The organism is Nonomuraea sp. ATR24 (assembly GCF_041950485.1).
Taxonomy (GTDB): Bacteria; Actinomycetota; Actinomycetes; order Streptosporangiales; family Streptosporangiaceae; genus Nonomuraea; species Nonomuraea ceibae.
Genome location: NZ_JBGNUU010000004.1, coordinates 100905 through 122768, shown reverse-complemented (window position 1 = coordinate 122768; position 21864 = coordinate 100905). Strand labels below are relative to the sequence as shown.

At 71.5% G+C, this 21864-nt stretch carries 20 protein-coding genes; 13 read left to right on the top strand and 7 right to left on the bottom strand.

The window, feature by feature from the left end; all coding sequences use genetic code 11:
• The first annotated feature begins 133 nt into the window (after positions 1-133).
• The 7 genes from mtrA (at position 134) to ACBI99_RS11565 (ending at position 8004) form a co-directional block, all read left to right on the top strand.
• Positions 134-811: an MtrAB system response regulator MtrA gene (gene mtrA / locus ACBI99_RS11595; protein ID WP_090763607.1), complete on the top strand. Its 678-nt coding sequence runs from the start codon at positions 134-136 to the stop codon at positions 809-811.
• A 20-nt stretch (positions 812-831) separates the two neighbouring features.
• Positions 832-2568 carry an MtrAB system histidine kinase MtrB gene (mtrB, locus tag ACBI99_RS11590; protein ID WP_219499615.1) on the top strand — a complete coding sequence of 579 codons (1737 nt, stop codon included), beginning with the start codon at positions 832-834 and terminating at the stop codon, positions 2566-2568.
• The gene (locus ACBI99_RS11585) at positions 2555-4309 is read left to right on the top strand and encodes an LpqB family beta-propeller domain-containing protein (RefSeq protein WP_219499613.1); all 1755 of its coding nucleotides are present in this window, start codon (positions 2555-2557) and stop codon (positions 4307-4309) included. Before mtrB ends, ACBI99_RS11585 begins: the two co-directional genes overlap by 14 nt.
• Positions 4310-4349: 40 nt before the next feature.
• Positions 4350-5078 (top strand): ComF family protein, encoded by a 729-nt coding sequence (locus ACBI99_RS11580; protein WP_375072283.1) that lies wholly within the window; start codon positions 4350-4352, stop codon positions 5076-5078.
• 624 nt (positions 5079-5702) lie between these two features.
• A complete protein-coding gene (gene hpf / locus ACBI99_RS11575; RefSeq protein ID WP_219499608.1) occupies positions 5703-6362 on the top strand; it encodes a ribosome hibernation-promoting factor, HPF/YfiA family in 660 nt (219 codons plus the stop codon).
• Between the two features lie 171 nt (positions 6363-6533).
• A complete protein-coding gene (locus ACBI99_RS11570; RefSeq protein WP_219499605.1) occupies positions 6534-7232 on the top strand; it encodes a response regulator transcription factor in 699 nt (232 codons plus the stop codon).
• Positions 7233-7443: 211 nt separating this feature from the next.
• Positions 7444-8004: a hypothetical protein gene (locus ACBI99_RS11565; protein WP_375072282.1), complete on the top strand. Its 561-nt coding sequence runs from the start codon at positions 7444-7446 to the stop codon at positions 8002-8004.
• Between the two features lie 9 nt (positions 8005-8013).
• Here the strand turns inward: ACBI99_RS11565 and ACBI99_RS11560 are convergent, their stop codons facing one another.
• From ACBI99_RS11560 to ACBI99_RS11550, 3 genes are all read right to left on the bottom strand, one after another.
• A complete protein-coding gene (locus ACBI99_RS11560) occupies positions 8014-8367 on the bottom strand; it encodes an STAS domain-containing protein (RefSeq protein ID WP_375072281.1) in 354 nt (117 codons plus the stop codon).
• A gap of 387 nt (positions 8368-8754) precedes the next feature.
• Positions 8755-9951 carry a winged helix-turn-helix domain-containing protein gene (locus tag ACBI99_RS11555; protein ID WP_219499599.1) on the bottom strand — a complete coding sequence of 399 codons (1197 nt, stop codon included), beginning with the start codon at positions 9949-9951 and terminating at the stop codon, positions 8755-8757.
• A gap of 109 nt (positions 9952-10060) precedes the next feature.
• Complete coding sequence (locus tag ACBI99_RS11550; protein ID WP_219499584.1) at positions 10061-10321, bottom strand: HGxxPAAW family protein; 261 nt, start codon at positions 10319-10321, stop codon at positions 10061-10063.
• A 225-nt stretch (positions 10322-10546) separates the two neighbouring features.
• Here ACBI99_RS11550 and secA point away from each other — a divergent pair, with 225 nt between their 5' ends.
• On the top strand, positions 10547-13336 hold the full coding sequence (gene secA, locus ACBI99_RS11545) for a preprotein translocase subunit SecA (RefSeq protein ID WP_375072280.1): 2790 nt from the start codon (positions 10547-10549) through the stop codon (positions 13334-13336).
• 667 nt (positions 13337-14003) lie between these two features.
• Here secA and ACBI99_RS11540 read toward each other — a convergent pair.
• The 4 genes from ACBI99_RS11540 to ACBI99_RS11525 form a co-directional block, all read right to left on the bottom strand.
• Positions 14004-14375 (bottom strand): Rv3235 family protein, encoded by a 372-nt coding sequence (locus ACBI99_RS11540; RefSeq protein ID WP_219499580.1) that lies wholly within the window; start codon positions 14373-14375, stop codon positions 14004-14006.
• A gap of 155 nt (positions 14376-14530) precedes the next feature.
• Positions 14531-15823, bottom strand: a complete 1293-nt coding sequence (locus tag ACBI99_RS11535) for a PTS transporter subunit EIIC (RefSeq protein ID WP_375072279.1) — start codon at positions 15821-15823, stop codon at positions 14531-14533.
• 65 nt (positions 15824-15888) lie between these two features.
• Positions 15889-17166, bottom strand: coding sequence for a PTS transporter subunit EIIC (locus ACBI99_RS11530; protein WP_219499946.1), 1278 nt, complete (start codon positions 17164-17166; stop codon positions 15889-15891).
• Positions 17167-17235: 69 nt separating this feature from the next.
• Positions 17236-17976, bottom strand: a complete 741-nt coding sequence (locus ACBI99_RS11525; protein WP_308125580.1) for a GntR family transcriptional regulator — start codon at positions 17974-17976, stop codon at positions 17236-17238.
• Positions 17977-18102: 126 nt separating this feature from the next.
• On the opposite strand from ACBI99_RS11525, the gene ACBI99_RS11520 reads away from it, so the two are divergent.
• The 5 genes from ACBI99_RS11520 to ptsP are packed head-to-tail and all read left to right on the top strand — an operon-like array spanning position 18103 to position 21840.
• Entirely contained in the window at positions 18103-19137 is a 1035-nt protein-coding gene (locus tag ACBI99_RS11520) for an SIS domain-containing protein (protein ID WP_364173003.1), read from the top strand.
• Between the two features lie 50 nt (positions 19138-19187).
• Positions 19188-19424, top strand: coding sequence for a glucose PTS transporter subunit EIIB (locus ACBI99_RS11515; RefSeq protein ID WP_049564709.1), 237 nt, complete (start codon positions 19188-19190; stop codon positions 19422-19424).
• Between the two features lie 12 nt (positions 19425-19436).
• Positions 19437-19883, top strand: coding sequence for a PTS glucose transporter subunit IIA (locus ACBI99_RS11510; protein WP_049564710.1), 447 nt, complete (start codon positions 19437-19439; stop codon positions 19881-19883).
• Between the two features lie 20 nt (positions 19884-19903).
• Entirely contained in the window at positions 19904-20164 is a 261-nt protein-coding gene (locus ACBI99_RS11505; protein ID WP_219499565.1) for an HPr family phosphocarrier protein, read from the top strand.
• Positions 20161-21840 (top strand): phosphoenolpyruvate--protein phosphotransferase, encoded by a 1680-nt coding sequence (gene ptsP / locus ACBI99_RS11500; protein WP_308125579.1) that lies wholly within the window; start codon positions 20161-20163, stop codon positions 21838-21840. Before ACBI99_RS11505 ends, ptsP begins: the two co-directional genes overlap by 4 nt.
• The last annotated feature ends 24 nt before the right edge of the window (positions 21841-21864 follow it).

The following is a 21864-nucleotide window of genomic DNA, read 5'->3' as shown; positions in this document are numbered from 1 at the left end:
TGAGATTGCGGTCGCGGGGGCGAGCTTGAAACATCGCCTTAACCGGTGTCATGTCCCACACATGAGCCGACCAAGGGTAACCTTCAGCGATCGTGCTGATATGTCCCAGAATGCGTAGAACGAATGAGGGGCCATGAAAGGTCGCGTGCTGGTCGTCGACGACGATGCCGCTCTCGCCGAGATGCTGGGCATCGTGTTGCGCGGTGAGGGCTTCGAACCATCCTTTGTCAGCGACGGCGACAAGGCGCTGGACGCGTTCCGCGACACGCGCCCTGACCTCGTCCTGCTCGACCTGATGCTGCCCGGCGCCGACGGCATCGACGTCGCGCGCAGGATCAGGGCGGAGTCCGGGGTGCCGATCGTCATGCTCACCGCCAAGAGCGACACGATCGACGTAGTGCTCGGCCTGGAGTCCGGCGCCGACGACTACATCGTCAAGCCGTTCAAGCCGAAGGAACTGGTGGCCCGGGTCCGCGCGCGGCTGCGCCGCACCGACGAGCCGACGCCGGAGATCCTCCAGATCGGCGACATCACCATCGACGTGGCCGGCCACTCGGTCAAGCGCGGCGACGAGACCATCAACCTGACCCCGCTGGAGTTCGACCTGCTGGTCGCCCTGGCCCGCAAGCCGCGCCAGGTCTTCACCCGCGAGGTCCTGCTGGAGCAGGTCTGGGGCTACCGCCACGCCGCCGACACGCGGCTGGTCAACGTGCACGTGCAGCGGCTCCGGGCCAAGATCGAGAAGGACCCCGAGCACCCCGAGATCGTGGTGACGGTTCGCGGCGTCGGCTACAAAGCCGGCCCCGCCTGACCTGCCCTGACGCCCCCGCCATGCCCCCGACGACGACCAGGCGCACGCGCCGCCGGACACTCCGCCAGATCCTCGGCGGAGTCCGCCGGCGGGCCAGGCGTGCGGCGGGCAGGGCGCGGCGGATCTGGCGCCGCTCCCTGCAGCTCCAGGTCGTCACCAGCACGCTCGTCATCTCGGTGATCGTGGTGGTGGTGCTCGGCACGTTCCTGTCGGACCAGATCAACAACTCGGTGATCGAACGCCGCCAGCAGTCGGCCGCCAGCGACGCCTCGGCCGACCGGCTGCGCATCGCCGACGCGCTCAGCCGGCACGAGGACGACCAGTCCAAGCCCGCCGAAGCCGGCAAGACCGTGCCGCCCGACCCGCTCGACGAGGTGATGGACGCCATCATCGGCTCCGGCGGCGACGGCTCGAAGAAGCGCTACGAGGTGCTGATCCTCAACGTCGCCGAGCCCGGCCAGTCACGCGCCTCCGGCAACGTCACGCCCGCCGACGTGCCCCCGGCGCTGCGCCAGAAGCTGCAGCGGCAGGTGGAGAAGTTCATCGACACTCCGCAGCGCTTCACCGACCGCATCCAGTTCGCCGGCGAGACCCAGCCCCGCCAGACGCTCGTCATCGGCGCCGTCATCAGCGCCTACGGCGGCTACGAGGTCTACCACTTCTTCCCGTTCACCGACGAAGAGCAGATGCTGTCCAACGTCCGGCTGGCCATCGTCGTGGTCGGCTTCGGGCTGGTGCTGCTGCTGGCCGCGATCGCGTACCTGGTCACCCGGCAGGTCGTCAGCCCGGTCCGGCTGGCCCGCCAGGCCGCCGAGCGGCTGGCCGCCGGCAAGCTCGACGAGCGGCTCAAGGTGCGCGGCGAGGACGACCTGGCCCGGCTGGCGACCTCGTTCAACGAGATGGCCGCCAACCTGGCGCTCAAGATCCACCAGCTTGAGGAGCTCTCGCAGGTCCAGCGGCAGTTCGTCTCCGACGTCTCGCACGAGCTGCGCACCCCGCTGACCACCGTCCGGATGGCCGCCGACCTGCTGTACGACGCCCGCGAGGACTTCGAGCCGATGGCCTCGCGCTCGGCCGAGCTCATGCAGGCCCAGCTCGAACGCTTCGAGTCGATGCTCGCCGACCTGCTGGAGATCAGCCGCTACGACGCCGGCGCCGCCACCCTCGACCTCGACTCCGTCGACCTGCGCGACGTGGTGCTGCGCGCCATCGCCGACTCCGAGGCGCTCGCCGAACGCCACAGCACCCGCTTCGAGCTGCGGCTGCCCAACGAGCCGTGCATGGCCGAGATCGACAACCGCCGGGTCGAGCGCATCCTGCGCAACCTGCTGTTCAACGCCATCGAGCACGGAGAGGGCCGCGACATCGTCGTCACCGTCGGCGCCGACCGCGACGCGGTGGCCGTCGCCGTGCGCGACCACGGCATCGGGCTGAAGGGCGGCGAGGACACGCTGGTGTTCGACCGCTTCTGGCGGGCCGACCCGTCCCGGGCCAGGACCATCGGCGGCACCGGGCTCGGCCTGGCCATCTCCCGCGAGGACGCCACGCTGCACGGCGGCTGGCTCCAGGCGTGGGGACAGCCGGGCGAGGGCTCGCAGTTCCGGCTCACGCTGCCGCGCCGCGCCGGGATCGACCTCAAGGGCTCACCGCTGCCGCTCGTGCCGCCCGAGATCGAGATGCGCCGCACCTGGCGGGGCCAGATGACCCCCGTGCTGCTGCCCGCGACCGGCGACGGGGGCGCGCATGGCGAGAGCTAACCGGCTGTGCGCCGCGGCCGCCGCCGCGGTGCTGGCCCTGTCGGGCTGCGCCGTCATCCCCGTGGGCGGGCCGTTCCCCATCGAGGAGGCGGGCAGTGGCGACTCCGTGACCGTGCCCTTCCAGCGCCTCGTCGCCGTCGAGCCCCAGCGCGGCTGGAGCGCCCAGCAGGTCGTCGAGGGCCTCCAGGCCGCCATGGCCGCCTATGCCGACGACCCCGGCATCCTGCCCAAGTACCTGACCGAGGAGGCCAGGCGGGTCTGGAAGGCCGACGGGCCCGTGACGGTGATCGACAACGGCTTCCGCTTCGACGACGTCGTCGAGAACAAGGAGAAGAAGGAGACCATCGTCACGATCCTCGGCACCAAGATCGCCCAGATCAACGAGGACGACACGTACGTGCCCGTCGACCCCGCCGACGACAACAAGGTCAGCCGGGCGATCACCCTGGTCAAGGACCGCAACGGCGACTACCGGGTCAACCTGCTGCCCCAGGGCCTCCTGCTCACCGACGCCGACGTGCGGCGCGCGTACCGGCCGACGAACCTCTACTACCTCAACGGCACCGCCGCCGGCACGCACGAGCCCGACCGGCTCGTGGCCGACCGCGTACGGCTGCGCATCAAGGCGACGGAGAGCTTCGCCGAGACCGTCGTCGAACGCGTCATCCAGGGCCCCACCAGCGCGTTGCAGGGCGCGGTCGGCAACGAGTTCCCCGCCGGGGCGCGGGTGCTGTCGATCAGGTCCAGCGAGGACCGCGTGATCATCAACCTGGCCGGCCCGTTCCGGCCCTCCGACACCTTCCGCGAGGGCCTGGAGGCCCAGCTCAGGGCCAGCCTCAGCGTCAACGGCCTGGCCAACGGCCGCAGCCTGGAGATCCAGGTCGAGGGCGAGCCGTTCTTCTCCACCGGGCCGCTCATCGTGCCCGCCAACCTGCCCGAGCGCTGGCTGGCGGTCGAGGACCGGCAGGTCTTCTACACCAGCAAGGGCGCCGTCCACCTGCTCGGCAACGACGGCGAGGGCCGCCCGCTCGCCGGGCCCGCCGGGCAGCCGGGGGAGACCTACTCCGGGTTCGCCGTGTCCAAGGACCGCGACCGCGTCGCCGCCCGCTCCACCGAGGGCGGCATCTGGGTCACCCGGCACGCCGCCGACGGCCGCTGGCAGCAGTCCATCCCCGGCGAGAAGCTGACCGACCCGTCCTGGCACCGCGACGGCTCCCTGTGGACGTACGACCAGCAGAGCGGCAGCGTGCTGCGCTCCTACCCGTCCGTCAGCCGCGGCCCCGAGCACGTCGCCGCCCCCGCACTCCAGGGGCTCGACGTCACCTCGCTGCGGATGTCGCGCGACGGCGTACGGGTCGCCGTGCTCGTCGGCAAGAAGCAGGTCCAGGTCGGCGCGCTGGCCGGCGGCGGCGCGGGCGCGATGCTGAGCAACTTCCAGACGCTCATCTCGGCCGAGGGCGAGGACGAGATCCGCGACATCGCCTGGAGCGACGGCGAGCACCTGCTCGTCCTCGTGCGCACCAAGGCCGGGCAGGTCGTCAAGGAGATCAACGTGGGCGACGGCGAGACCCTCCAGCTCCCCACGACCAGCAAGCCCCTCGAACACCTCGCCGCCCAGGGCGACGTCATCCTGGCCACCACCGAGGACGGCAACGAGATCCTGGAGTACGGGCGCGACAAGCAGACCTGGGCGCCCAAGCCCGCCACCGCCGTCGAGAAGCCGATCTTCGCCCTGGGCTGACCCCGGCCGGGTTGTCGGCACCGCCCGGCATCATGGCGGCGTGCTCGGTCCTGTGCTCGGTCCTGTGGTCGGCCCCTGGCTCGATCTCGTCCTGCCCCGCCCGTGCCTGGGGTGCGGCGCCGCCGGGGCGCGGCTGTGCGAGGGCTGCCTCGGCCGCCTGGCCGACCCCGCCCGCCGCACGCCCGACCCCGTCCCGGCCGGGCTGCCCGCCTGCTGGTCGGCGGGCCCGTACACGGGGGCGCTGCGCACGGCGCTCGTCGCCTGCAAGGAGCGCGGCGAGGCGTCCCTGGGTGCCGCCCTGGCGGACCTGCTGGCCTTCACCGCCCTCACCGCTCTTACCGCGTCGGGCGACGCGGCCGTCACGGTGGTGCCGGTGCCGAGCGCGCGGCGGGCGATCAAGGGGCGGGGGCACGACGTGGTCGGGGCGCTCGCCGCGCCCGTCGTGCGGCAGTTGCGGGCCCACGGAGTCGCCGCCACGCTGTGGCCGGGGCTCGGGCAGGTCCGGCGGGTGGCCGATCAGGCGGGCCTGAGCTCCACGGAGCGGGCCGCCAACCTCGCGGCCTCACTGGGTGTCCGGCGCGCCGCCGGGACGCCGCCAGCGGCCCCTGTGCTGCTCGTGGACGACATCGTCACCACCGGGGCCACCCTCGCCGAGGCCGCCAGGGCGCTGCGGGCCGCCGGGCTCCGGGTGCCGCTCGCCGTCACCGTCGGCGCGACACGCCGTTCTACCCGGCCTCACGTGGCGACACGCCGAAGAGTTTCGGAATGACTACGATTACCGTCGGTAAAGAAAGATCCAAGCCTGCCGCCTGCCCCGGGGGCCACATGTCCGTAACCCTCCGCGCGAGGTAGGCAGCTCAGGAGCCCGATGTCCCAGACGCGCAAGGGCTGCCGGGAGCCCTAACCGGCCATCCGTCACGCCCGTAACACCGTACGAAAATCACAGAAAGTGATCCTTTGCCCGATCCTCCGGCTGACATTCGCCGCCGATCCGGATAGCGTCTGAACATGGCACCCGTTCGGGTCCGTGGTTGCGCAGAGCCGGGAGTCCCGGCTCTGCTAGCCGATGCCAGCCGCAGGCAAAACGGTCCACGTAAGGCGACTCTTTGTCGACCGATCACGGTGCGGCTTAGGGGTAAGTCCTGCCTCCCCGGGGGTCCAGATGTCCCCCGTCAGGAGAGAAGGGCAGTAGTGGCGACAGAGCTGCGAAATCCTCAGCAGGCGAATGTGGGGTCGAAGACCAGGTCGGCCGGGCGGGTGCCGCCCGAGTTCCCGGTGACGAGTCGGCGGAAGAGGGTAACGGTGACAGAGAGGCAGACAGAAGACCCCGCCCGGCAAGCACGTCGTCGTCGGGCGCTCTTTCTCAGTCGTTAGACCGAAGGGGGGCTGTTGCATGGACATCATCGTCAAGGGCCGGCACACAGGAGTGAGTGAGCGGTTCCGCGACCACGTGACGACCAAGCTGGCCAGGATCGAGCGTCTGGACAACAAACTCATCCGAGTCGATGTGGAGGTGTCGAAGGAGCGCAACCCGCGCCTCGCCGACCAGCGTGAGCGCGTCGAGCTCACCATTCACTCGCGAGGGCCCGCCATCCGCGCCGAGGCCTCCGCCGACGACCGATTCGCCGCCCTCGACCTCGCCATGGACAAGCTGGAAGGCCGCCTCCGGCGCCTCGCCGACCGGCGCAAGGTGCACCACGGCAACCACGCCCAGCCCTCCGTGGCGGAGATCACCGCGACGCTGCCCGACCTGCCCGCCCCACCGCGGCAGCAGCCTGCCGCCCCCGCGCAACCCGAGCCCGAGGAAGACCGGCTGCCCGACGACGAGCAGTACGACGACATCGTCCCCATCGAGATGGACGGCGACGGGCCGCTCATCGTGAGGGAGAAGTTCCACAAGGCGGAACCCATGACCATCGATCAGGCTCTGCTGGAGATGGAGCTGGTCGGCCACGACTTCTACCTGTTCCGTGACAAGGAGAGCGGCCAGCCGTGCGTCGTCTACAACCGGCGCGGCTACAACTACGGCGTGTTGCGGCTCGTAGAACCCTGATCGCGGGCCGAAAGATCTTCTCGACCACCCGAGGACCCGGGACCCGTGTCATCATGGCGGTCCGACGGCTCTGGCCCCCCGACGAGGAGGAGACGTGAGCGAGCTCAGTCAGGCGCAGGTGAGCGAGCGAAACGCGCGCACAGCGGTCGCGAGGCGGATCAGGGAGGCTTCGTGACGGAGTCCGGCGAGGCCCGCCCCGCAGACGGCGAGCCGATCCGCGTGCTGATCGTGGACGACCACGAGCTGATCCGGCGGAGCCTGGCCCTCGCGCTGGCCGCGGAGCCCGACATCGAGGTGGTCGGCGAAGCGAGCGACGGGCAGGAGGCGGTCGAACTGGCCGACCGTCTCATGCCCGACGTGGCGCTGATGGACGTCCGCATGCCCCGCCAGGACGGCATCGAGGCCACCAAGGGCATCAAGGCCTCGGTGCCGAGCACCCGCATCATCATGCTGACCGTCAGTGACGAGGAGGAGGACCTCTTCGAGGCCATCAAGGCCGGCGCGACGGGCTACCTGCTCAAGGACGTCCAGATCAACGACGTCCCGGCGGCGGTGCGTGGCGTGCACGAAGGACAGTCGTTAATCAACCCGGCGATGGCGGCCAAGCTCATCAGCGAGTTCGCGAACATGAGCCGCAAGGAGACCGAACGGCCGCCCCAGCTCCCGGTGCCCCGGCTGACCGAGCGTGAGATGGAAGTCCTGCGCCTGGTGGCCAAGGGCATGAACAACCGCGAGATCGCCAAGCAGCTGTTCATCTCTGAGAACACCGTGAAGAACCACGTACGCAACATCCTGGACAAACTGCAGCTGCACTCGCGCATGGAAGCCGTCGTCTACGCGGTGCGCGAGCGCATGCTGGAGATCACCTGAGGCATCCGGGCCGCCTCCACCCGGGCAGGAAGTAGGGCCCCAGGCGGGCGCACCCCCTGGCGGCCGGGCACGACACCGGTGGAGGCGGCAGGGCCGCACGCGACCCGGGCCCCTCCACCCGCGCCCCGGCCCGAGGAGCCCCATGCCCGCCTGCCCCCGCCCCGCCGCTTCCCTCAGGCCCGAGGTTTCGGCCTGTGGAGCCGTTGCGCCCGTGCCGGCCCTTCCCGCCCGAGCCGCCGTGGTGGAGGCCGCTGCGGTCGCCCTGGTGGTTCCTGTGGCGGCCGCTCTGGTGGCCCTCACCGGCTGCTCCGCCGCCAACCCTCCGGCCCCGACCTCGGAGTCGGCGGGGTCGTCCGGTGCCACCGTGCAGGGTGGCGGCCCCGTCCGTTCCCTGGGGGAGAACCGCAGTCTGTCCGGTACGGCCGCGGACGGGCATGAGCTGGCCGCTTGCCGGGACGGGGAGTGCGAGGTCGTGGTGAAGGCCGGGGACGCCCTCGACCTGGACGGGCGGCACGGCGTGGACCAGCTCACCGTCGCGTCCCTCGCCGGAGAGGGCGACGGCGGGGTGCGGATCGAGTTGCGCGGGTCGTCGGGGTCGCTGAGCGTGCAGGGCACGGGCGTCAGCCTGAGCAGCGTCTGCGACGGCGGCCAGTGCCGCGACGTGGGCGCGCTGACCGTAAGGCCGGACGCGCCCGCCAGGATCAACGGCCTGCGGCTGCGCCTGGGCGACCGGACCGCCGACGGCGCGGTTCTCGTGCTGTCGCCGCGCTGACGGCCGCCGTCACGGCAGGATCGGGAAGCGGCCCGAGAGGCCGGAGACGCGCAGCAGCCGCGTCATGAACGGGCGCAGCCCGGTCAGGGTGAGCGTGATGCCACGGGCCTTGGCGCGGCTCTGCGTGCCGATGAGCACGGCGAGCCCGCCGGCGTCGCAGAAGGTCACCTGGGACATGTCGAGGACGAGCACGCCGGTGCTGTGGTCGAGCGCGTTGAACAGGCGCTGGCGCAGCGCCGGGCTGGTGAACAGGTCGATCTCACCGGACAGGCGCAGGACGGTGGGAGCGGACGAGCCGACGCCGGCAATGGGGGCCGTGTTGATCGGGGTCGTGTTGATCGATGTTGTGTCGAGAAGCTGCATGGTGTCTCCGTTCGGAGATGCGAGATGGGATGAGCTGCCGGGAGCCGGAGAGCGGTTCGTCGCCCGGTCGGGCGATGCGCTCCATCCGGCTCTGAGGACGGCGCGGGCCTTCGTGGTGGCCCCTCAGCGGGCGGGCCGGTGAAACCCTGGTCTGCCGCAGCGAGTGGGACGGTCGTGGCGGCGGCGTGCGCCGAGGTCCGGCGCGGGATGAGAAGTGAGCGTCGGCGTCATGCTCGCCTGCCCTGTCCGGTCCCGCGGGGCGGGACCGATCGCGGTGCTTCGCCGGGGGCGTCGCCGACCTGGGTGCCAACGCGCGAGATGTCCTCGGTGCCTCCAGACTATCCCACGGTTCGGGAACCGGCCATTTCCGGGCGCCGGCGGCCCCGATCAGGCGCCGCCGGTCATCGTCAGCAGCGGGGCGAGCTCCGGGGGGTCGGTGCGCTCGACGCGGACGGCGTCGCAGCCCACCCATTCGGCCGCCGACCACAGGGCGTCGCGCAGCGCGTCGACCCACTTGGCGCTGGTCAGGCCGGGCTCCAGGCTGAGCTGGCGGGCGACCAGGGTGGAGCCTTCGCGGGCCGGGTCGACCCGGCCGATCAGGCGGCCCCCGGCCAGCACCGGCATGGTGAAGTAGCCGTGCACCCGCTTGTGCTTGGGCACGTACAGCTCCAGCTGGTAGTTGAAGCCGAAGACGCGCTCGGTGCGGCCCCGGTGCCAGATGAGCGAGTCGAACGGAGACACGAGCGTGGTGCGGTGGCGGCCACGGGTCTCGGACTCCAGGAGGGCGGGGTCGGCCCAGGCGTTGGGGGACCCGGCAGCCTTGGGGGCGGCGGGCCAGCCCGCGACGCGTACGGGGACCAGGCCGGCGGCGCCGCTGCGCAGGGCCTCGTCGAGGATGGCGCTGTGGCGGCCCGTGAGGCGGAGGAAGTCGATCAGGTCGCCGCGGGTCGCGACGCCGAGCGAGCGGCCGGCGACGGCGGCCAGGCGGGTGATGCACTCCTCGTCGGTGAGGTCCTGGTCGAGGAGCTCGGCGGGGACGACGCGCTCGGCGACGTCGTAGACGCGGCGCCAGCCGACCCGGCGGGCGCAGACGAGCTCGCCGATGTCGAGCAGCCACTCCAGGCCGATCTTGGACTCGGACCAGTCCCACCAGGGGCCGCCGTTCTTGGCGCCGCCGACGTCGCTGGTGGTCAGCGGGCCGGAGTCGCGGGCCTGCTGGAGCAGCTTGTCGACGTGGTCGGGCACCTCGTGCCAGCGGAAGCGGCGCTCACGGTAGGCGCGGCGGCGGAACGCGAACAGCGGCCAGTGCTCGATGGGCAGGATGCACGCGGCATGGCACCAGTATTCGAAGCTCTGGGCGGGATTGTGCCAGTAGGCCCGCTCGACGGTCTGCCGGCCGACCGCGCCGAGGCGGGCGTAGGCGACCAGCTCGTGGGAGCGGGCGAGCACCGAGATCGTGTCGAGCTGGATCGCGCCGAGCCGCCGCAGCATCGCGTGCGGCCCGCCCCGGCGCGCGTCCGCGCCCACGAAACCCTGGGCACGCAGGATGAGCCGGCGCGCCTCATCGGGGGTCAAGGCGGTCATCGGGGCGATTCCGTACGGCGAAGCATGCCGGAATGCTAGCGATGGGCACCGACAGAAAGTTCGATGCCCGGTGCGGGGGCGGATCGGCCCGAGGGAGGGGCCTCGGGCGTCAGCGGTGGTCTTCGGCGCGCATGCCCACCCGGGGGGCGTCGATCACGACGTCGGTGAAGATGTCGAACACCAGGGCGAGGATGCCTCCCACCACGAAGAGCCCGACGCCGACCCACACGATCGGCCAGTTGGCGGCGGTGAGACCGAAGCCGCCCACGATGGTGCCCACGAGCATCACCGTCACGGCGAGCCACGAGGACGCGCGGCCGCCGTGGCTGCCGAGGTTCTCCGTGTGCTCCGACTTCTTCCCCTCAACCATGACAAATCCTTCCTTTGCCGGAAATCCCGTTAATCGGTGCGAACCGGCTGTCAACCGGCATACTCTCTGCCTGACCCCCATTCTCCCAGACGTGGTCCGCGCCCTTGTCGTCACGGTGGCTGTGTCTGGTTGCAGAACCGCCTACGATGGCAACCGGGGAAGTTTGTCTCGGCCTCTCCTCCTGGCGGCGCCGCCGGGGTAGACCTGCGAGGAGCTTTACATAAAGTGGCAGCCATTCTCGACAAGATCCTACGTGCCGGCGAGGGCAAGACTCTGCGCAAGCTCAAGCGGATCGCAGACCAGGTCAACTCCATCGAGGACGACTTCACGAGCCTGTCCGACGCGGAGTTGCGCGCGATGACGGACGAGTTCAAGCAGCGCTACGCCGAGGGCGAGTCCCTTGACGATCTGCTTCCCGAAGCGTTCGCGACCGTACGCGAGGCGGCCCGCCGCGTGCTCGGTCAGCGGCACTTCGACGTGCAGATCATGGGCGGCGCTGCCCTGCACATGGGCAACATCTCCGAGATGAAGACGGGTGAGGGCAAGACCCTGACCTGTACTCTGCCCGCCTATCTCAACGCCATCTCCGGCAAAGGCGTGCACGTCATCACGGTCAACGACTACCTGGTCAAGGTCGGCGCCGAGAACATGGGGCGCGTCTACCGCTTCCTCGGCCTAGAGGTCGGCATGATCCTCTCCGGCCAGCAGCCCGACGAGCGCCGCAAGCAATACCAGGCGGACATCACGTACGGCACCAACAACGAGTTCGGCTTCGACTACCTGCGCGACAACATGGCCTGGTCGCTCGACGAGTGCGTCCAGCGCGGCCACAACTACGCGATCGTCGACGAGGTCGACTCCATCCTCATCGACGAGGCCCGTACGCCGCTGATCATCTCCGGCCCCGGCGAGCAGTCCGGCAAGTGGTACGCCGAGTTCGCCAAGATCGTTCCGCGCCTCCGCAAGGGCGTCGAGGCCAAGAACCCCGGCGAGGAGAGCACCGGCGACTACATCGTCGACGAGAAGAAGCGCACCGTCGGCGTGCTGGAGGACGGCGTCGCCAAGGTCGAGGACTGGCTCGGCATCGACAACCTCTACAAGCCCGAGCACACCCACCTCGTCGGCTTCCTCAACAACGCGCTCAAGGCCAAGGAGCTCTTCAAGAAGGACAAGGACTACATCGTCTCCGACGGAGAGGTCCTGATCGTCGACGAGTTCACCGGCCGCATCCTGCACGGCCGCCGCTACAACGAGGGCATGCACCAGGCCATCGAGGCCAAGGAAGGCGTCAAGGTCAAGGACGAGAACCAGACCCTGGCGACCGTCACCCTGCAGAACTACTTCCGCCTGTACGACAAGCTCGCCGGCATGACGGGCACCGCCGTCACCGAGGCCAACGAGTTCCACCAGACGTACAAGCTCGGCGTGGTGCCCATCCCCACCAACCGGCCGATGATCCGCAAGGACCAGCCGGACGTCGTCTACAAGACCGAGGACGCCAAGTTCAACGCGGTCGTCGACGACATCAAGGAGCGCCACGAGGCCGGCCAGCCCGTCCTCGTCGGCACCACCTCCGTCGAGAAGTCCGAGCGGCTGTCCAAGGCGCTCAAGCGCCGCGGCGTCACGCACGAGGTCCTCAACGCCAAGAACCACGCGCGTGAGGCCGCGATCGTCGCCGAGGCCGGCCGCAAGGGCGCCGTCACCGTCGCCACCAACATGGCCGGTCGAGGCACCGACATCATGCTCGGCGGCAACCCCGAGTTCCGCGCCGACGCCGAGCTGCGCCAGCGCGGCCTCGACCCGCTCGAGACCCCCGAGGAATACGAGAAGGCCTGGCCCGAGGCGCTGGAGAAGGCCAAGGCCCAGGTCAAGGCCGAGCACGACGAGGTCAGCGCGCTCGGCGGCCTGTACGTGCTCGGCACCGAACGCCACGAGTCGCGCCGCATCGACAACCAGCTCCGCGGCCGCTCCGGCCGCCAGGGCGACCCCGGCGAGTCGCGCTTCTACCTGTCGCTCGGCGACGACCTGATGCGCCTGTTCAACTCGGCCCGGGTCGAGATGATCATGACGCGCCTCAACATCCCCGACGACCAGCCGATCGAGTCCGGCATCGTCTCCAAGGCCATCGCCTCCGCCCAGCACCAGGTCGAGCAGCAGAACTTCGAGATCCGCAAGGAAGTTCTCAAGTACGACGAAGTGATGAACCGGCAGCGCAAGGTCATCTACGCCGAGCGCCACCGCGTCCTCGAAGGCGCCGACCTGCACGAGCAGGTGCGCGGCTTCATCGGCGACGTCATCGACGGCTACGTCGCCGGCGCCACCGCCGAGGGCTTCGCCGAGGAGTGGGACCTCGACAAGCTGTGGAAGGCCTTCGCCGGCCTCTACCCGGTCTCGCTCAAGCTCGAGGACCTGGTCGAGGAGGTCGGCTCCCGCGAGGAGCTCACCGCCGACATCATCAGCGAGCGGATCAAGGCCGACGCGCTGGAGGCGTACGCCAGACGCGAGGAGGAGTGGGGCGCCGAGGCGACCCGCGACCTGGAGCGCCGCGTCATCCTCTCCGTCCTCGACCGCAAGTGGCGCGAGCACCTCTACGAGATGGACTACCTGCGCGAAGGCATCGGCATGCGGGCCTACGCGCAGAAGGACCCGCAGATCGAGTATCAGCGCGAGGGCTTCGAGATGTTCGCCGCGATGCTCGAAGGCATCAAGGAGGACTCGGTCGGGTTCCTGTTCAACCTTGAGGTGGAGGTTCAGGAGAACCCCATCGTCGAGGAGGTCGAGGACCCGATGATGACCGAGACCCGGTCCATCATCGCCCGCGGACTCCGCGGCCCCGAGCGTCCGGCCGAGCTGGAGTACACGGCGCCGGGCGAGCAGGGTGACGTCGAGCGCACCCGGGTCAGCACCGCCGCCGAGCGCGCCGCCTACGGCAACGTCGAGCGCAACGCGCCCTGCCCGTGCGGGTCCGGCAAGAAGTACAAGCGCTGCCACGGCGACCCGAAGAACGCCGCCTGACCCACGACCCCGAGCAGCCCCCGCCCCTCCCGGGCGGGGGCTGCTCCGCGTCCGGGCCCCTCGAAGGCCCGACGCCACCCCGAAGGGCCGACGCCACCCCGGCCCCCGCCACCGGGCGTCCCGCGCGCCCCAGGCGTCAGGGGCCCAAGGCCCCGGCCCTCCGGCCCCGGCCCCCGGGCGTCCCGCGCGCCCCAGGGGTCAGCGGCCCAAGGCCCCGGCCCTCCGGCCTCGGCCTCCCAGCCCTCCGCCCCCGCCCCCGGCCGCCCGGCCCCACGGGCTCCAAGGCCCCCAGGTGTCCGGGCGGCCGGGCGTCAGGGCCCTGGGTGACCGGGTGCCGAGCCGTTCCGAGACCCGAGCGTCCGGCCCTGGGCGTCCAGGGTCCCGGCCTCTGGGGTCCGGGTGTTGAGCGTTCGAGGCCCCGAGCGCCCGGGCCCGTGTTCGGGACTCCCGAGCGTCCGGTCCCCGAGCGTCCGGGCCCCTGGGGCGGGGTTTCGGGGTGAGGGGCCGGGGTGGGGCTCCCTGGGGTCGGGGTTCCCACGGGCGGACCCTGCGGGCGCTCCCCCGTGGGTCGGGACCGGAGGGGAGCGCCCGCCTCTGGTTCGGAGAGGTGGGGCGCGGTGGCTCAGGGGCAGTGCGGTCGCAGGCTGCCCCGGGGCGCCGGGTGGGGTCAGGCGGTTTCGAAGTCGGTGCAGAGCCATTGGACGCCGCGGCGTTCCAGGCGGAGGGCGAGGACGCGGGCGCGGTCGCCGCAGTGGACGAGCAGGCACATCTCGATGGCCCCGTCCCGGGGCTCCTTGACGTGGGGGACGCCGACGAACGGCGGCCGGGGGGAGTCGATCATGCGGCCGGCCCGGACCAGTTCGCGGTAGGCGCGGTCGGTGAGGCGGTCGATGAGGGTCTCGGGCGGCCGGCGGCCGGCGAGGACCTCGGCGAGGGCCTGGCCGAGCTGCCGGAGCCGCCGCTCGTCGGGCAGGGCACCGGGGGCGCCCCAGACCAGGGTGGTGAGGGCGAGCGATCCGTGGGTGTCGTGCGAGGGCATGGGTCCTCCATCAAGGGGGGCGACAGATCGGTACTAGGAGGTTTCGGCGCGGGCGGCAGATACATCGGCCGCCAACTTGTCCGGAGCGTGTCCGGGTATGGGGCGGCGGGCGTAGAAGGTCGCGGGAAGCTGGAGCGGTGCCGCAGCCTTTCGGGTCAGGCCGGGGGCCGGTCGGGGGTGTCCTCAACTTCGCGGCCGGGGGTGGGGAGCGACAGGGCGCGGATGAGGAAGGTGAACAGCGCGTAGTAGACGACGGCGTAGGCGAGCCCGGCCAGGATGATCAGGTCGATCCGGTGCGTGTTGGACTTGCTGGCGTTGAGGAGCAGGTCGATGGCGCCGCCGGAGAAGGTGAAGCCGAGGCGGGCGCCGAGTTCGGCCATGAGGGCCATCGACAGGCCGGTGAGCACGGCGTGCACGGCGAACAGGGCGGGCGCGACGAAGATGAACGCGAATTCCAGGGGTTCGGTGATGCCGGTGATGAACGAGGTGAGCCCGGCGGAGAGCATGATGCCGCCGACGGCCGCGCGGCGGTGGGGGAGGGCGGCGCGCCACATGGCGATGGCGGCGCCGAGCAGGCCGAACATCATGATGGGGAAGAAGCCGGTCATGAAGATGCCGGCGCCCTGCTCCCCGGCGAAGTAGCAGTTCAGGTCGCCTGCCGCGTCGCGGGTGGCGCCGTGCTGGCCGGCCCGGCATTCGGGGAGCGTGAACCAGACGATGGTGTTGAGCACGTGGTGCAGGCCGAAGGGGATGAGCAGCCGGTTGGCGAGGCCGTAGATGCCGGCTCCGGCGGTGCCGTGGGCGGAGAGCCAGTCGCCGGCGACGGCCAGCCAGTCGGCGACGGGCCGCCACAGGATGCCGAGGACGACGCCGAGCAGGAGGGCGGCGACGGCGGTGATGATGGGGACGAACCGGCGCCCGCCGAAGAAGGCCAGCCAGGAGGGGAGCTTGATGCGGTAGAACCGCTCCCACAGGAGGGCGGCGGCCAGGCCGATGAGGATGCCGCCGAGGACGCCGGTGGGGTTGGCGGCGGCCAGGTCGAGGGCGGGGGCGGTGGCGCCGTCGCGCACGGTGGTGATCATGACCCGGTCGTAGACGGCGCCGCTGCCCGCTTCGAAGAACAGGGTCTTGGTGACGCGGTCGAAGACGAGGTAGCCGACGAGGGCGGCCAGGGCGGTGGAGCCGTCGGCCTTGCGGGCGAAGCCGATCGCGACGCCGATGGCGAACAGCAGCGGCAGGTTGTCGAAGAGCGCGCCGCCGGCCGCGGCGAGCACGTTCGCGACGGGGAGCAGCCAGGGCCAGGTGCCGCCGAGCCCGTCCTTGCCGAGCAGGTCGTCCTGGCCGAAGCGGAACAGCAGGCCGGCGGCGGGCAGGACGGCGATGGGCATCATGAGCGAGCGGCCGACGCGTTGCAGCACCGCGAACGCCGAGCCGCCCTTGCTGGTCATGCATCCCCCCGCACGTCACGGGGGTCGGTCGGTTCCTACCACGCGGGAGGGCGGGGAAAACGGCGCTAGGGGGCGCGGGGCTCGCCGGAGTCGACGTCGGGTTCCGGCTCGCGGCCAGGGGTCATGATGTCGAGTTTGCGGATGAGGAAGCTGAACACGACGTAGTAGACGACGCCGTAGACGACGCCGAGCAGGAGGATGCCGGGCACGTTCTGGGTGTTGGACTTGCTGGCGTTGAGCAGCATGTCGAGCAGTCCCGCGGAGAAGCCGAAGCCGAGTTGCCCGCCGATGAGCGTGGTGAGGGCCATGGCGAGGCCGGTGAGCACGGCGTGCACGACGAGCAGCACGGGGGCGACGAAGATGAACGCGAACTCGATGGGCTCGGTGATGCCGGTGACGAACGAGGCGAGGGCGGCGGTCAGCATGATGCCGCCCACGGCCGTGCGCCGGTGCGCCGGAGCGGCCCGCCACATGGCGAGCGCGGCGGCGGGCAGCGCGAACATCATGACGGGGAAGAACCCGGCCATGAACTCCCCGGCGGTGGGGTCGCCGGCGAAGTAGCAGTTCCAGTCGCCGCCGAGGGCGCGCCCGCCGACGTCGCACTGGGGCACCACGTGCCAGACGATGGAGTTGGCGAAGTGGTGCAGCCCGAGCGGGATGAGCAGCCGGTTGATCAGCCCGTAGATGCCGGTGCCGAGCGGACCGAGCGTGGTGAGCGCCTCGCCGGCGTGGCCGATCCACTCGCCGAGTATGGGCCACACCCAGCCGATGACCACGCCGAGCACCAGCGCGGCCAGCGTGGTGATGATCGGGACGAAGCGCCGCCCGCCGAAGAAGGCGAGCCAGGAGGGCAGCTTGATCCGGTGGAAGCGCTGCCACAGCAGGGCGGTCACCAGGCCCATGAGGATGCCGCCGAGCACCTTGGTGGGGTTCTGCAGGCCGAAGTTGATGACCTCGGCGACGCCCTGGTCCTGGGCCTCCCGGATGATCACGGTGTCGCGGATGCCGGAGCCGGCGAACATCACCTTGGTGACCCGGTCGAAGACCAGGTAGCCGACGACGGCGGCCAGGCCGGTGGTGCCGTCGGCCTTGCGGGCGAAGCCGATGGCGACGCCGACGGCGAAGAGCATCGGCAGGTTCTCCAGCAGGGCGTCGCCGGCGGCCTCCATGACGAGGGCGACGTCGTTCATCCAGGCGAACCCGGCGACGTCGGCCAGGCCGCCGGGTTCGGCGCCGTTGGAGCCCAGCATGTCGGACTGGCCGAAGCGGACCATCAGCGCGGCCACGGGGAGGGCGGCGATGGGCAGCATGAGCGAACGGCCCATCCGCTGGAGCACGTTCATCACGCGTGCTAACGGCGAAGGCCGGGCGGCGGTGGTCTCGTTCACCGGGCGTCCCTCCGGGTCGGGCCCTCAACCCCGTCTTGCGGGCATTTCCAGAATGGTGCGGAGCTGGTAGCGGTCGGCGCGGTAGGTGGAGACGCCGAGTTCGGCGCAGACGCCGCCGGAGAACGAGCGCCGTTGCAGCAGCAGGACGGCGCCGCCGCGGGCCAGCTTGAGCAGGTCGGCATCGCTCGGGTCGGCGATGCCGCCGTCGATGGTGAGCTCGCCGGCGTCCATGACGAGGCCGTAGCGGCTCTCCAGCAGCTCGTAGAGCGAGCGGCCGGACAGGTCGTGCTCGGCGAGGTCGGGGGCGAGCTTGACCGGGATGTGCGCCCGTTCGATGGACAGCGGCTCGCCGTCGGCGGTGCGCAGCCGTTCGATGAAGTGGACCTCCTCGCCCGGCTGGATGCCGAGCTCCTTGGCCAGGTGGGCGCTGGCGCGCACGACGCGCCGGTCGAGGTCGCGCGAGCCGGGCACCATGCCGCGGGCGCGCATGTCCTCGGTGAAGGAGGTGAGCTGGAGCGCCAGCTCGATCTTGGGCCGGGCGACGAACGTGCCCTTGCCCGGCACCCGGTGCAGGCGCCCTTCGGACACGAGATGGTCGACGGCCTGCCGCACGGTCATGCGGGACAGGCCGAACCGCTGGCAGAGCTCGCGCTCTGACGGGATCGCGGCGCCGATGCTGAGCTCGTCGCTGTCGATGAGGTCGAGCAGGATCTCGCGCAGCTGGAAGTACTTGGGCACCGGGCTGTCCGGATCGATGTGTGCCACGGATCCTCCCCTCGATCTGACCTGGGTCATGGGCTATGGTTCGTACTGGTCTAGTCCGGACTAGACCACCACATGACGCAAAACAGGGTCAAGTCCGAACGGTAACAGTTGAGGGATGAACACGAGATGACCACCAAGATGCGCAGCGAGATCGCCGAGCAGCCCGAGGCGCTGCGGGCCACGCTCGACTCCCTGCTCCCCAGGGTCGGCGAGGTGAAGGCGCTGGGTGAGCAGACCCGCCAGCTGCTGTTCATCGCGCGTGGCACCTCCGACAACGCCGCCGTTTACGGCCGCTACCTGGTCGAGTCGCACGCCGGCAGGCTGTCCGCGCTTGCGGCGCCGTCGATCGCGACGACGTACAAGCGCAAGCTCGACCTCGACGGCGTGCTGGCCGTCGCGATCTCCCAGTCGGGGCGCACCGAGGAGATCGTCGAGACGCTGGCCTGGGCGAAGGACTGCGGCGCCCGTACCGTCGGGGTCACGAACGGCGGCGAGGACAGCCCGCTGGCGCAGGTGGCCGACCTGGCGCTGTGCACGCTCGCGGGCGAGGAGAAGGCCGTTCCGGCGACCAAGACCTACACCACGCAGCTTGCCGCGCTGGCCGTGCTGGCGCTGGGCCTGGGCGCCGAGGTGGACGCCGACGAACTGCGGCGGGTGCCGGAGGCGGTGGAGAAGCTGATCTCCGAGCCGGGCGACCTGGACGCGGTCGTGGAGGGGCTGGCGGACAAGCCGGGCGTGGTGGTCTCGGGGCGCGGGATGGCGTTCTCGACGGCGCTGGAGACCGCGCTCAAGCTCAAGGAGGCCTGCTACCTGCACGCGATGGGCCTGTCGTACGCGGACCTGCTGCACGGGCCGATCGCGGTGGTCGACGCCGACACCCCGGCGCTGCTGGTGGCGGCGGAGAACAGCCCGACGCTGCAGGGCACGGTGGCGCTGGCCGAGCGCGTCGTGGCGGCGGGCGCGGCGGCGTTCACGATCGGCGGCGGCGAGGGCCTGGCGCGGGCGGGCACGGCCGCGCTGAACGGCCCCGACCTGCCGGAGTGGCTGGCGCCGATGGGTCTCATCGTCCCCGGGCAGCTGCTGACCGAGGCGCTGGCCAGGCGGCTGGGCATCGACCCCGACGCGCCGCGCGGGCTCAACAAGGTGACCCAGACGGACTGATCACGCAGCGTCGTTTAGCCTGGTCGCAGAGTCATGACGAGGAGGACCGGATGGCGGCGGACGTGAACGCGATCATCGCCGGTCTAGGCGGTGCCGACAACATCATCGAGATCGAGCCCTGCATCACCCGGCTGCGCACGGAGGTCGCCGACGCCACGAAGGTGGACCAGGCCGCGCTCAGGGCGGCCGGCGTCCACGGTGTCATGGCCGCCGGCAACGTGGTGCAGGTCGTCGTAGGGCCGGAGGCCGACACCATCGCCAGCGACATCGAGGACATCATCGGCTAAGAGGGCGAGACCATGACGACTGTTCTCGCCCCGGTCGAGGGGGCGGCTGTGGGACTGGCGGCGGTGCCGGACCCCGTCTTCTCGGCAGGCATGGTGGGGCCGGGAACGGCGATCGACCCGTTGCGGGGCCCGGGGAAGGCTGTTGCCCCCATAGCTGGGAAAATCATGAAACTGCACCCGCATGCGTACGTCATCGTAGGAGATGACGGCAAAGGCGTGCTGGTGCATCTGGGCATCGACACGGTGCAGCTCAAGGGAAAGGGATTCCAGTTGCTGGCCGCCGAAGGCGACAGGGTGAGCGCCGGGCAGCCCGTGGTGTCCTGGGATCCGGCCGCCATCGAGGCGGGCGGGCGTTCGCCCGTCTGCCCGGTGGTGGCTCTCGACGCGGTCGCCGGAGCGGTGACGGACGTGGCACGGGGCGCCGTGCACGCGGGCGACGAGCTTTTTCGATGGACGTAGCAAGAGGGAAGGAAGGGTTCATGGGCGAGCGCAAGGCGACCGTGGCGGCGGAGGTGGGGCTGCATGCCCGGCCCGCGGCCACGTTCGTGCAGACGGCGATGAAAGCCCCGATGGACATCCGCGTCGCCAAGGTCACGGGCGGCGAGCCGGTCAACGGCAAGAGCATCCTGCAGATCATGGCGCTGGACGTCCGGCAGGGGGAGACCATCGTGATCACGGCCGAGGGCGAGGGTGCCGAGGAGGTTCTCGACCAGCTCGCCAGCATCGCCTCCACGCCGTGAACCTGCGGGGGGTGGGGGTCAGCCCGGGCATCGGGCACGGCCCCGCGTACCTCCTGACCGCCCGCGTGCCCGAACCCCCCGAGGGCGCCACACACGCGGGAGACGCGGATCAGGAGAAGGAACGCGCGGTCATGGCGCTCGCGCAGGTCGCGGGCGAGCTTGAGGCGCGCGGTGACCGGGCGGGCGGCGAGGCCCGCGAGATCCTCAAGGCACAGGCCCTGATGGCGGAGGACCCCGGGCTGGTCGTGAAGATCAGGTCGCTGATCGACCGGGGTACGGCCGCCCCCAGGGCCGTGCACGAGGCTTTCACCAAATATCGGGACGTGCTGGAGGGGGTCGGCGGCTACCTCGGTGAGCGGGCGGCCGACCTCGACGACCTCAGGGACCGGGTGATCGCCCAGCTCACCGGCCAGGAGCTGCCCGGCCTGCCGCCGCCGGGCGACACGCCGTACGTGCTGGTCGCGCACGATCTGGCGCCCGCCGACACCGCGCTGCTGTCCGGCCACGCGGTGGCCGCGTTCGTCACCGAGGAGGGCGGACCGACCAGCCACACCGCGATCATGGCCAGGGCGCTGGGCGTGCCCGCCGTCGTGGCCTGCGCGGGCGCGACGACGCTGCGTCCCGGCGTCGAGGTGCTGGTCGACGGCACCTCAGGAGAGGTACGGGCGCGGCCGACGGAGTCCGACGTGGCCAGGGCGGAGAGCGTCGACACCGCCAGGCAGGCCGCCATCGACCGGGTCACGGGCCCGGGGCGGACGAAGGACGGCCACCCGGTGCCGCTCCTGGCGAACGTCGGCGGCCCGGCCGACCTCGAAGCGGCGCGCTCCTGCGGCGCCGAGGGCGTCGGCCTCTACCGCACCGAGTTCCTCTTCCTGGGCCGCGCCGAGCCTCCGGGCGCCGAGGAGCAGGAGCGCGCCTACCGGGCGGCGCTGGAGGCGTTCCCCGGCGGGCCGGTGATCGTGCGGACGCTCGACGCGGGCGCCGACAAGCCGCTGGCGTTCCTGCCGCCCGGCTCGGCCGAGCCGAACCCGGCGCTGGGCGAGCGCGGGCTGCGCCTGCTGCGGGCCCACCCGGAGGTGCTGGAGACGCAGCTCGACGCGCTCGCCACGGCGGGCGCGGGGAGCGGGGGGCGGCTGCGGGTGATGGCGCCGATGGTGACGACGGCCGAGGAGGCCCGGTGGTTCGCCGCCGCGTGCCGGGCCGCCGACCTGCCGGAGGCGGGCGTCATGATCGAGGTCCCGGCGGCGGCGCTGCGCGCCCGCGACCTGGTGGCGGAGGTGGACTTCGTCTCGGCCGGGACCAACGACCTGGCCCAGTACGCCTTCGCCGCCGACCGCGAGCTCGGCGCGCTGAGCGAGCTGCACGACCCGTGGCAGCCGGCGCTGCTCGACCTGCTCGCCGGCCTCCTGGCCGCCGCGGCGCAGGCGGGCAAGCCGGGCGGCGTGTGCGGCGAGGCGGCGGCCGATCCGGGGCTGGCCTGCGTGCTGGCGGGGCTCGGCGCGGCGTCCCTGTCGATGGGGCCGGCCGCGCTGCCCGCCGTACGGGCCGCGCTGGCGTACCACACGCTGGAGCAGTGCCGTGCGGCGGCGGAGTCGGCCAGGGCGGCGACGACGGCGGCCGGGGCCCGGGCGGCGGCCCGCGCCCACCTGACGGAGCTGGAGGCGCTGGGGCTGTAGCAACTTTTGGCCGTCGTCCGGCAC

What these genes read in the sequence shown, in the direction of transcription:
- ACBI99_RS11505 (WP_219499565.1), top strand. Translation starts at nt 19,904, where the DNA reads ATGGGCGAGCGCAAGGCGACCGTGGCGGCGGAGGTGGGGCTGCATGCC.
- ACBI99_RS11540 (WP_219499580.1), bottom strand. Translation starts at nt 14,375, where the DNA reads ATGCCCTCGCACGACACCCACGGATCGCTCGCCCTCACCACCCTGGTC.
- ACBI99_RS11585 (WP_219499613.1), top strand. Translation starts at nt 2,555, where the DNA reads ATGGCGAGAGCTAACCGGCTGTGCGCCGCGGCCGCCGCCGCGGTGCTG.
- ACBI99_RS11530 (WP_219499946.1), bottom strand. Translation starts at nt 17,166, where the DNA reads ATGAACGTGCTCCAGCGGATGGGCCGTTCGCTCATGCTGCCCATCGCC.
- ACBI99_RS11535 (WP_375072279.1), bottom strand. Translation starts at nt 15,823, where the DNA reads ATGACCAGCAAGGGCGGCTCGGCGTTCGCGGTGCTGCAACGCGTCGGC.
- mtrB (WP_219499615.1), top strand. Translation starts at nt 832, where the DNA reads ATGCCCCCGACGACGACCAGGCGCACGCGCCGCCGGACACTCCGCCAG.
- ACBI99_RS11515 (WP_049564709.1), top strand. Translation starts at nt 19,188, where the DNA reads ATGGCGGCGGACGTGAACGCGATCATCGCCGGTCTAGGCGGTGCCGAC.
- ACBI99_RS11550 (WP_219499584.1), bottom strand. Translation starts at nt 10,321, where the DNA reads ATGGTTGAGGGGAAGAAGTCGGAGCACACGGAGAACCTCGGCAGCCAC.
- mtrA (WP_090763607.1), top strand. Translation starts at nt 134, where the DNA reads ATGAAAGGTCGCGTGCTGGTCGTCGACGACGATGCCGCTCTCGCCGAG.
- ACBI99_RS11560 (WP_375072281.1), bottom strand. Translation starts at nt 8,367, where the DNA reads ATGCAGCTTCTCGACACAACATCGATCAACACGACCCCGATCAACACG.
- ACBI99_RS11510 (WP_049564710.1), top strand. Translation starts at nt 19,437, where the DNA reads ATGACGACTGTTCTCGCCCCGGTCGAGGGGGCGGCTGTGGGACTGGCG.
- ACBI99_RS11555 (WP_219499599.1), bottom strand. Translation starts at nt 9,951, where the DNA reads ATGACCGCCTTGACCCCCGATGAGGCGCGCCGGCTCATCCTGCGTGCC.
- hpf (WP_219499608.1), top strand. Translation starts at nt 5,703, where the DNA reads ATGGACATCATCGTCAAGGGCCGGCACACAGGAGTGAGTGAGCGGTTC.
- ACBI99_RS11520 (WP_364173003.1), top strand. Translation starts at nt 18,103, where the DNA reads ATGACCACCAAGATGCGCAGCGAGATCGCCGAGCAGCCCGAGGCGCTG.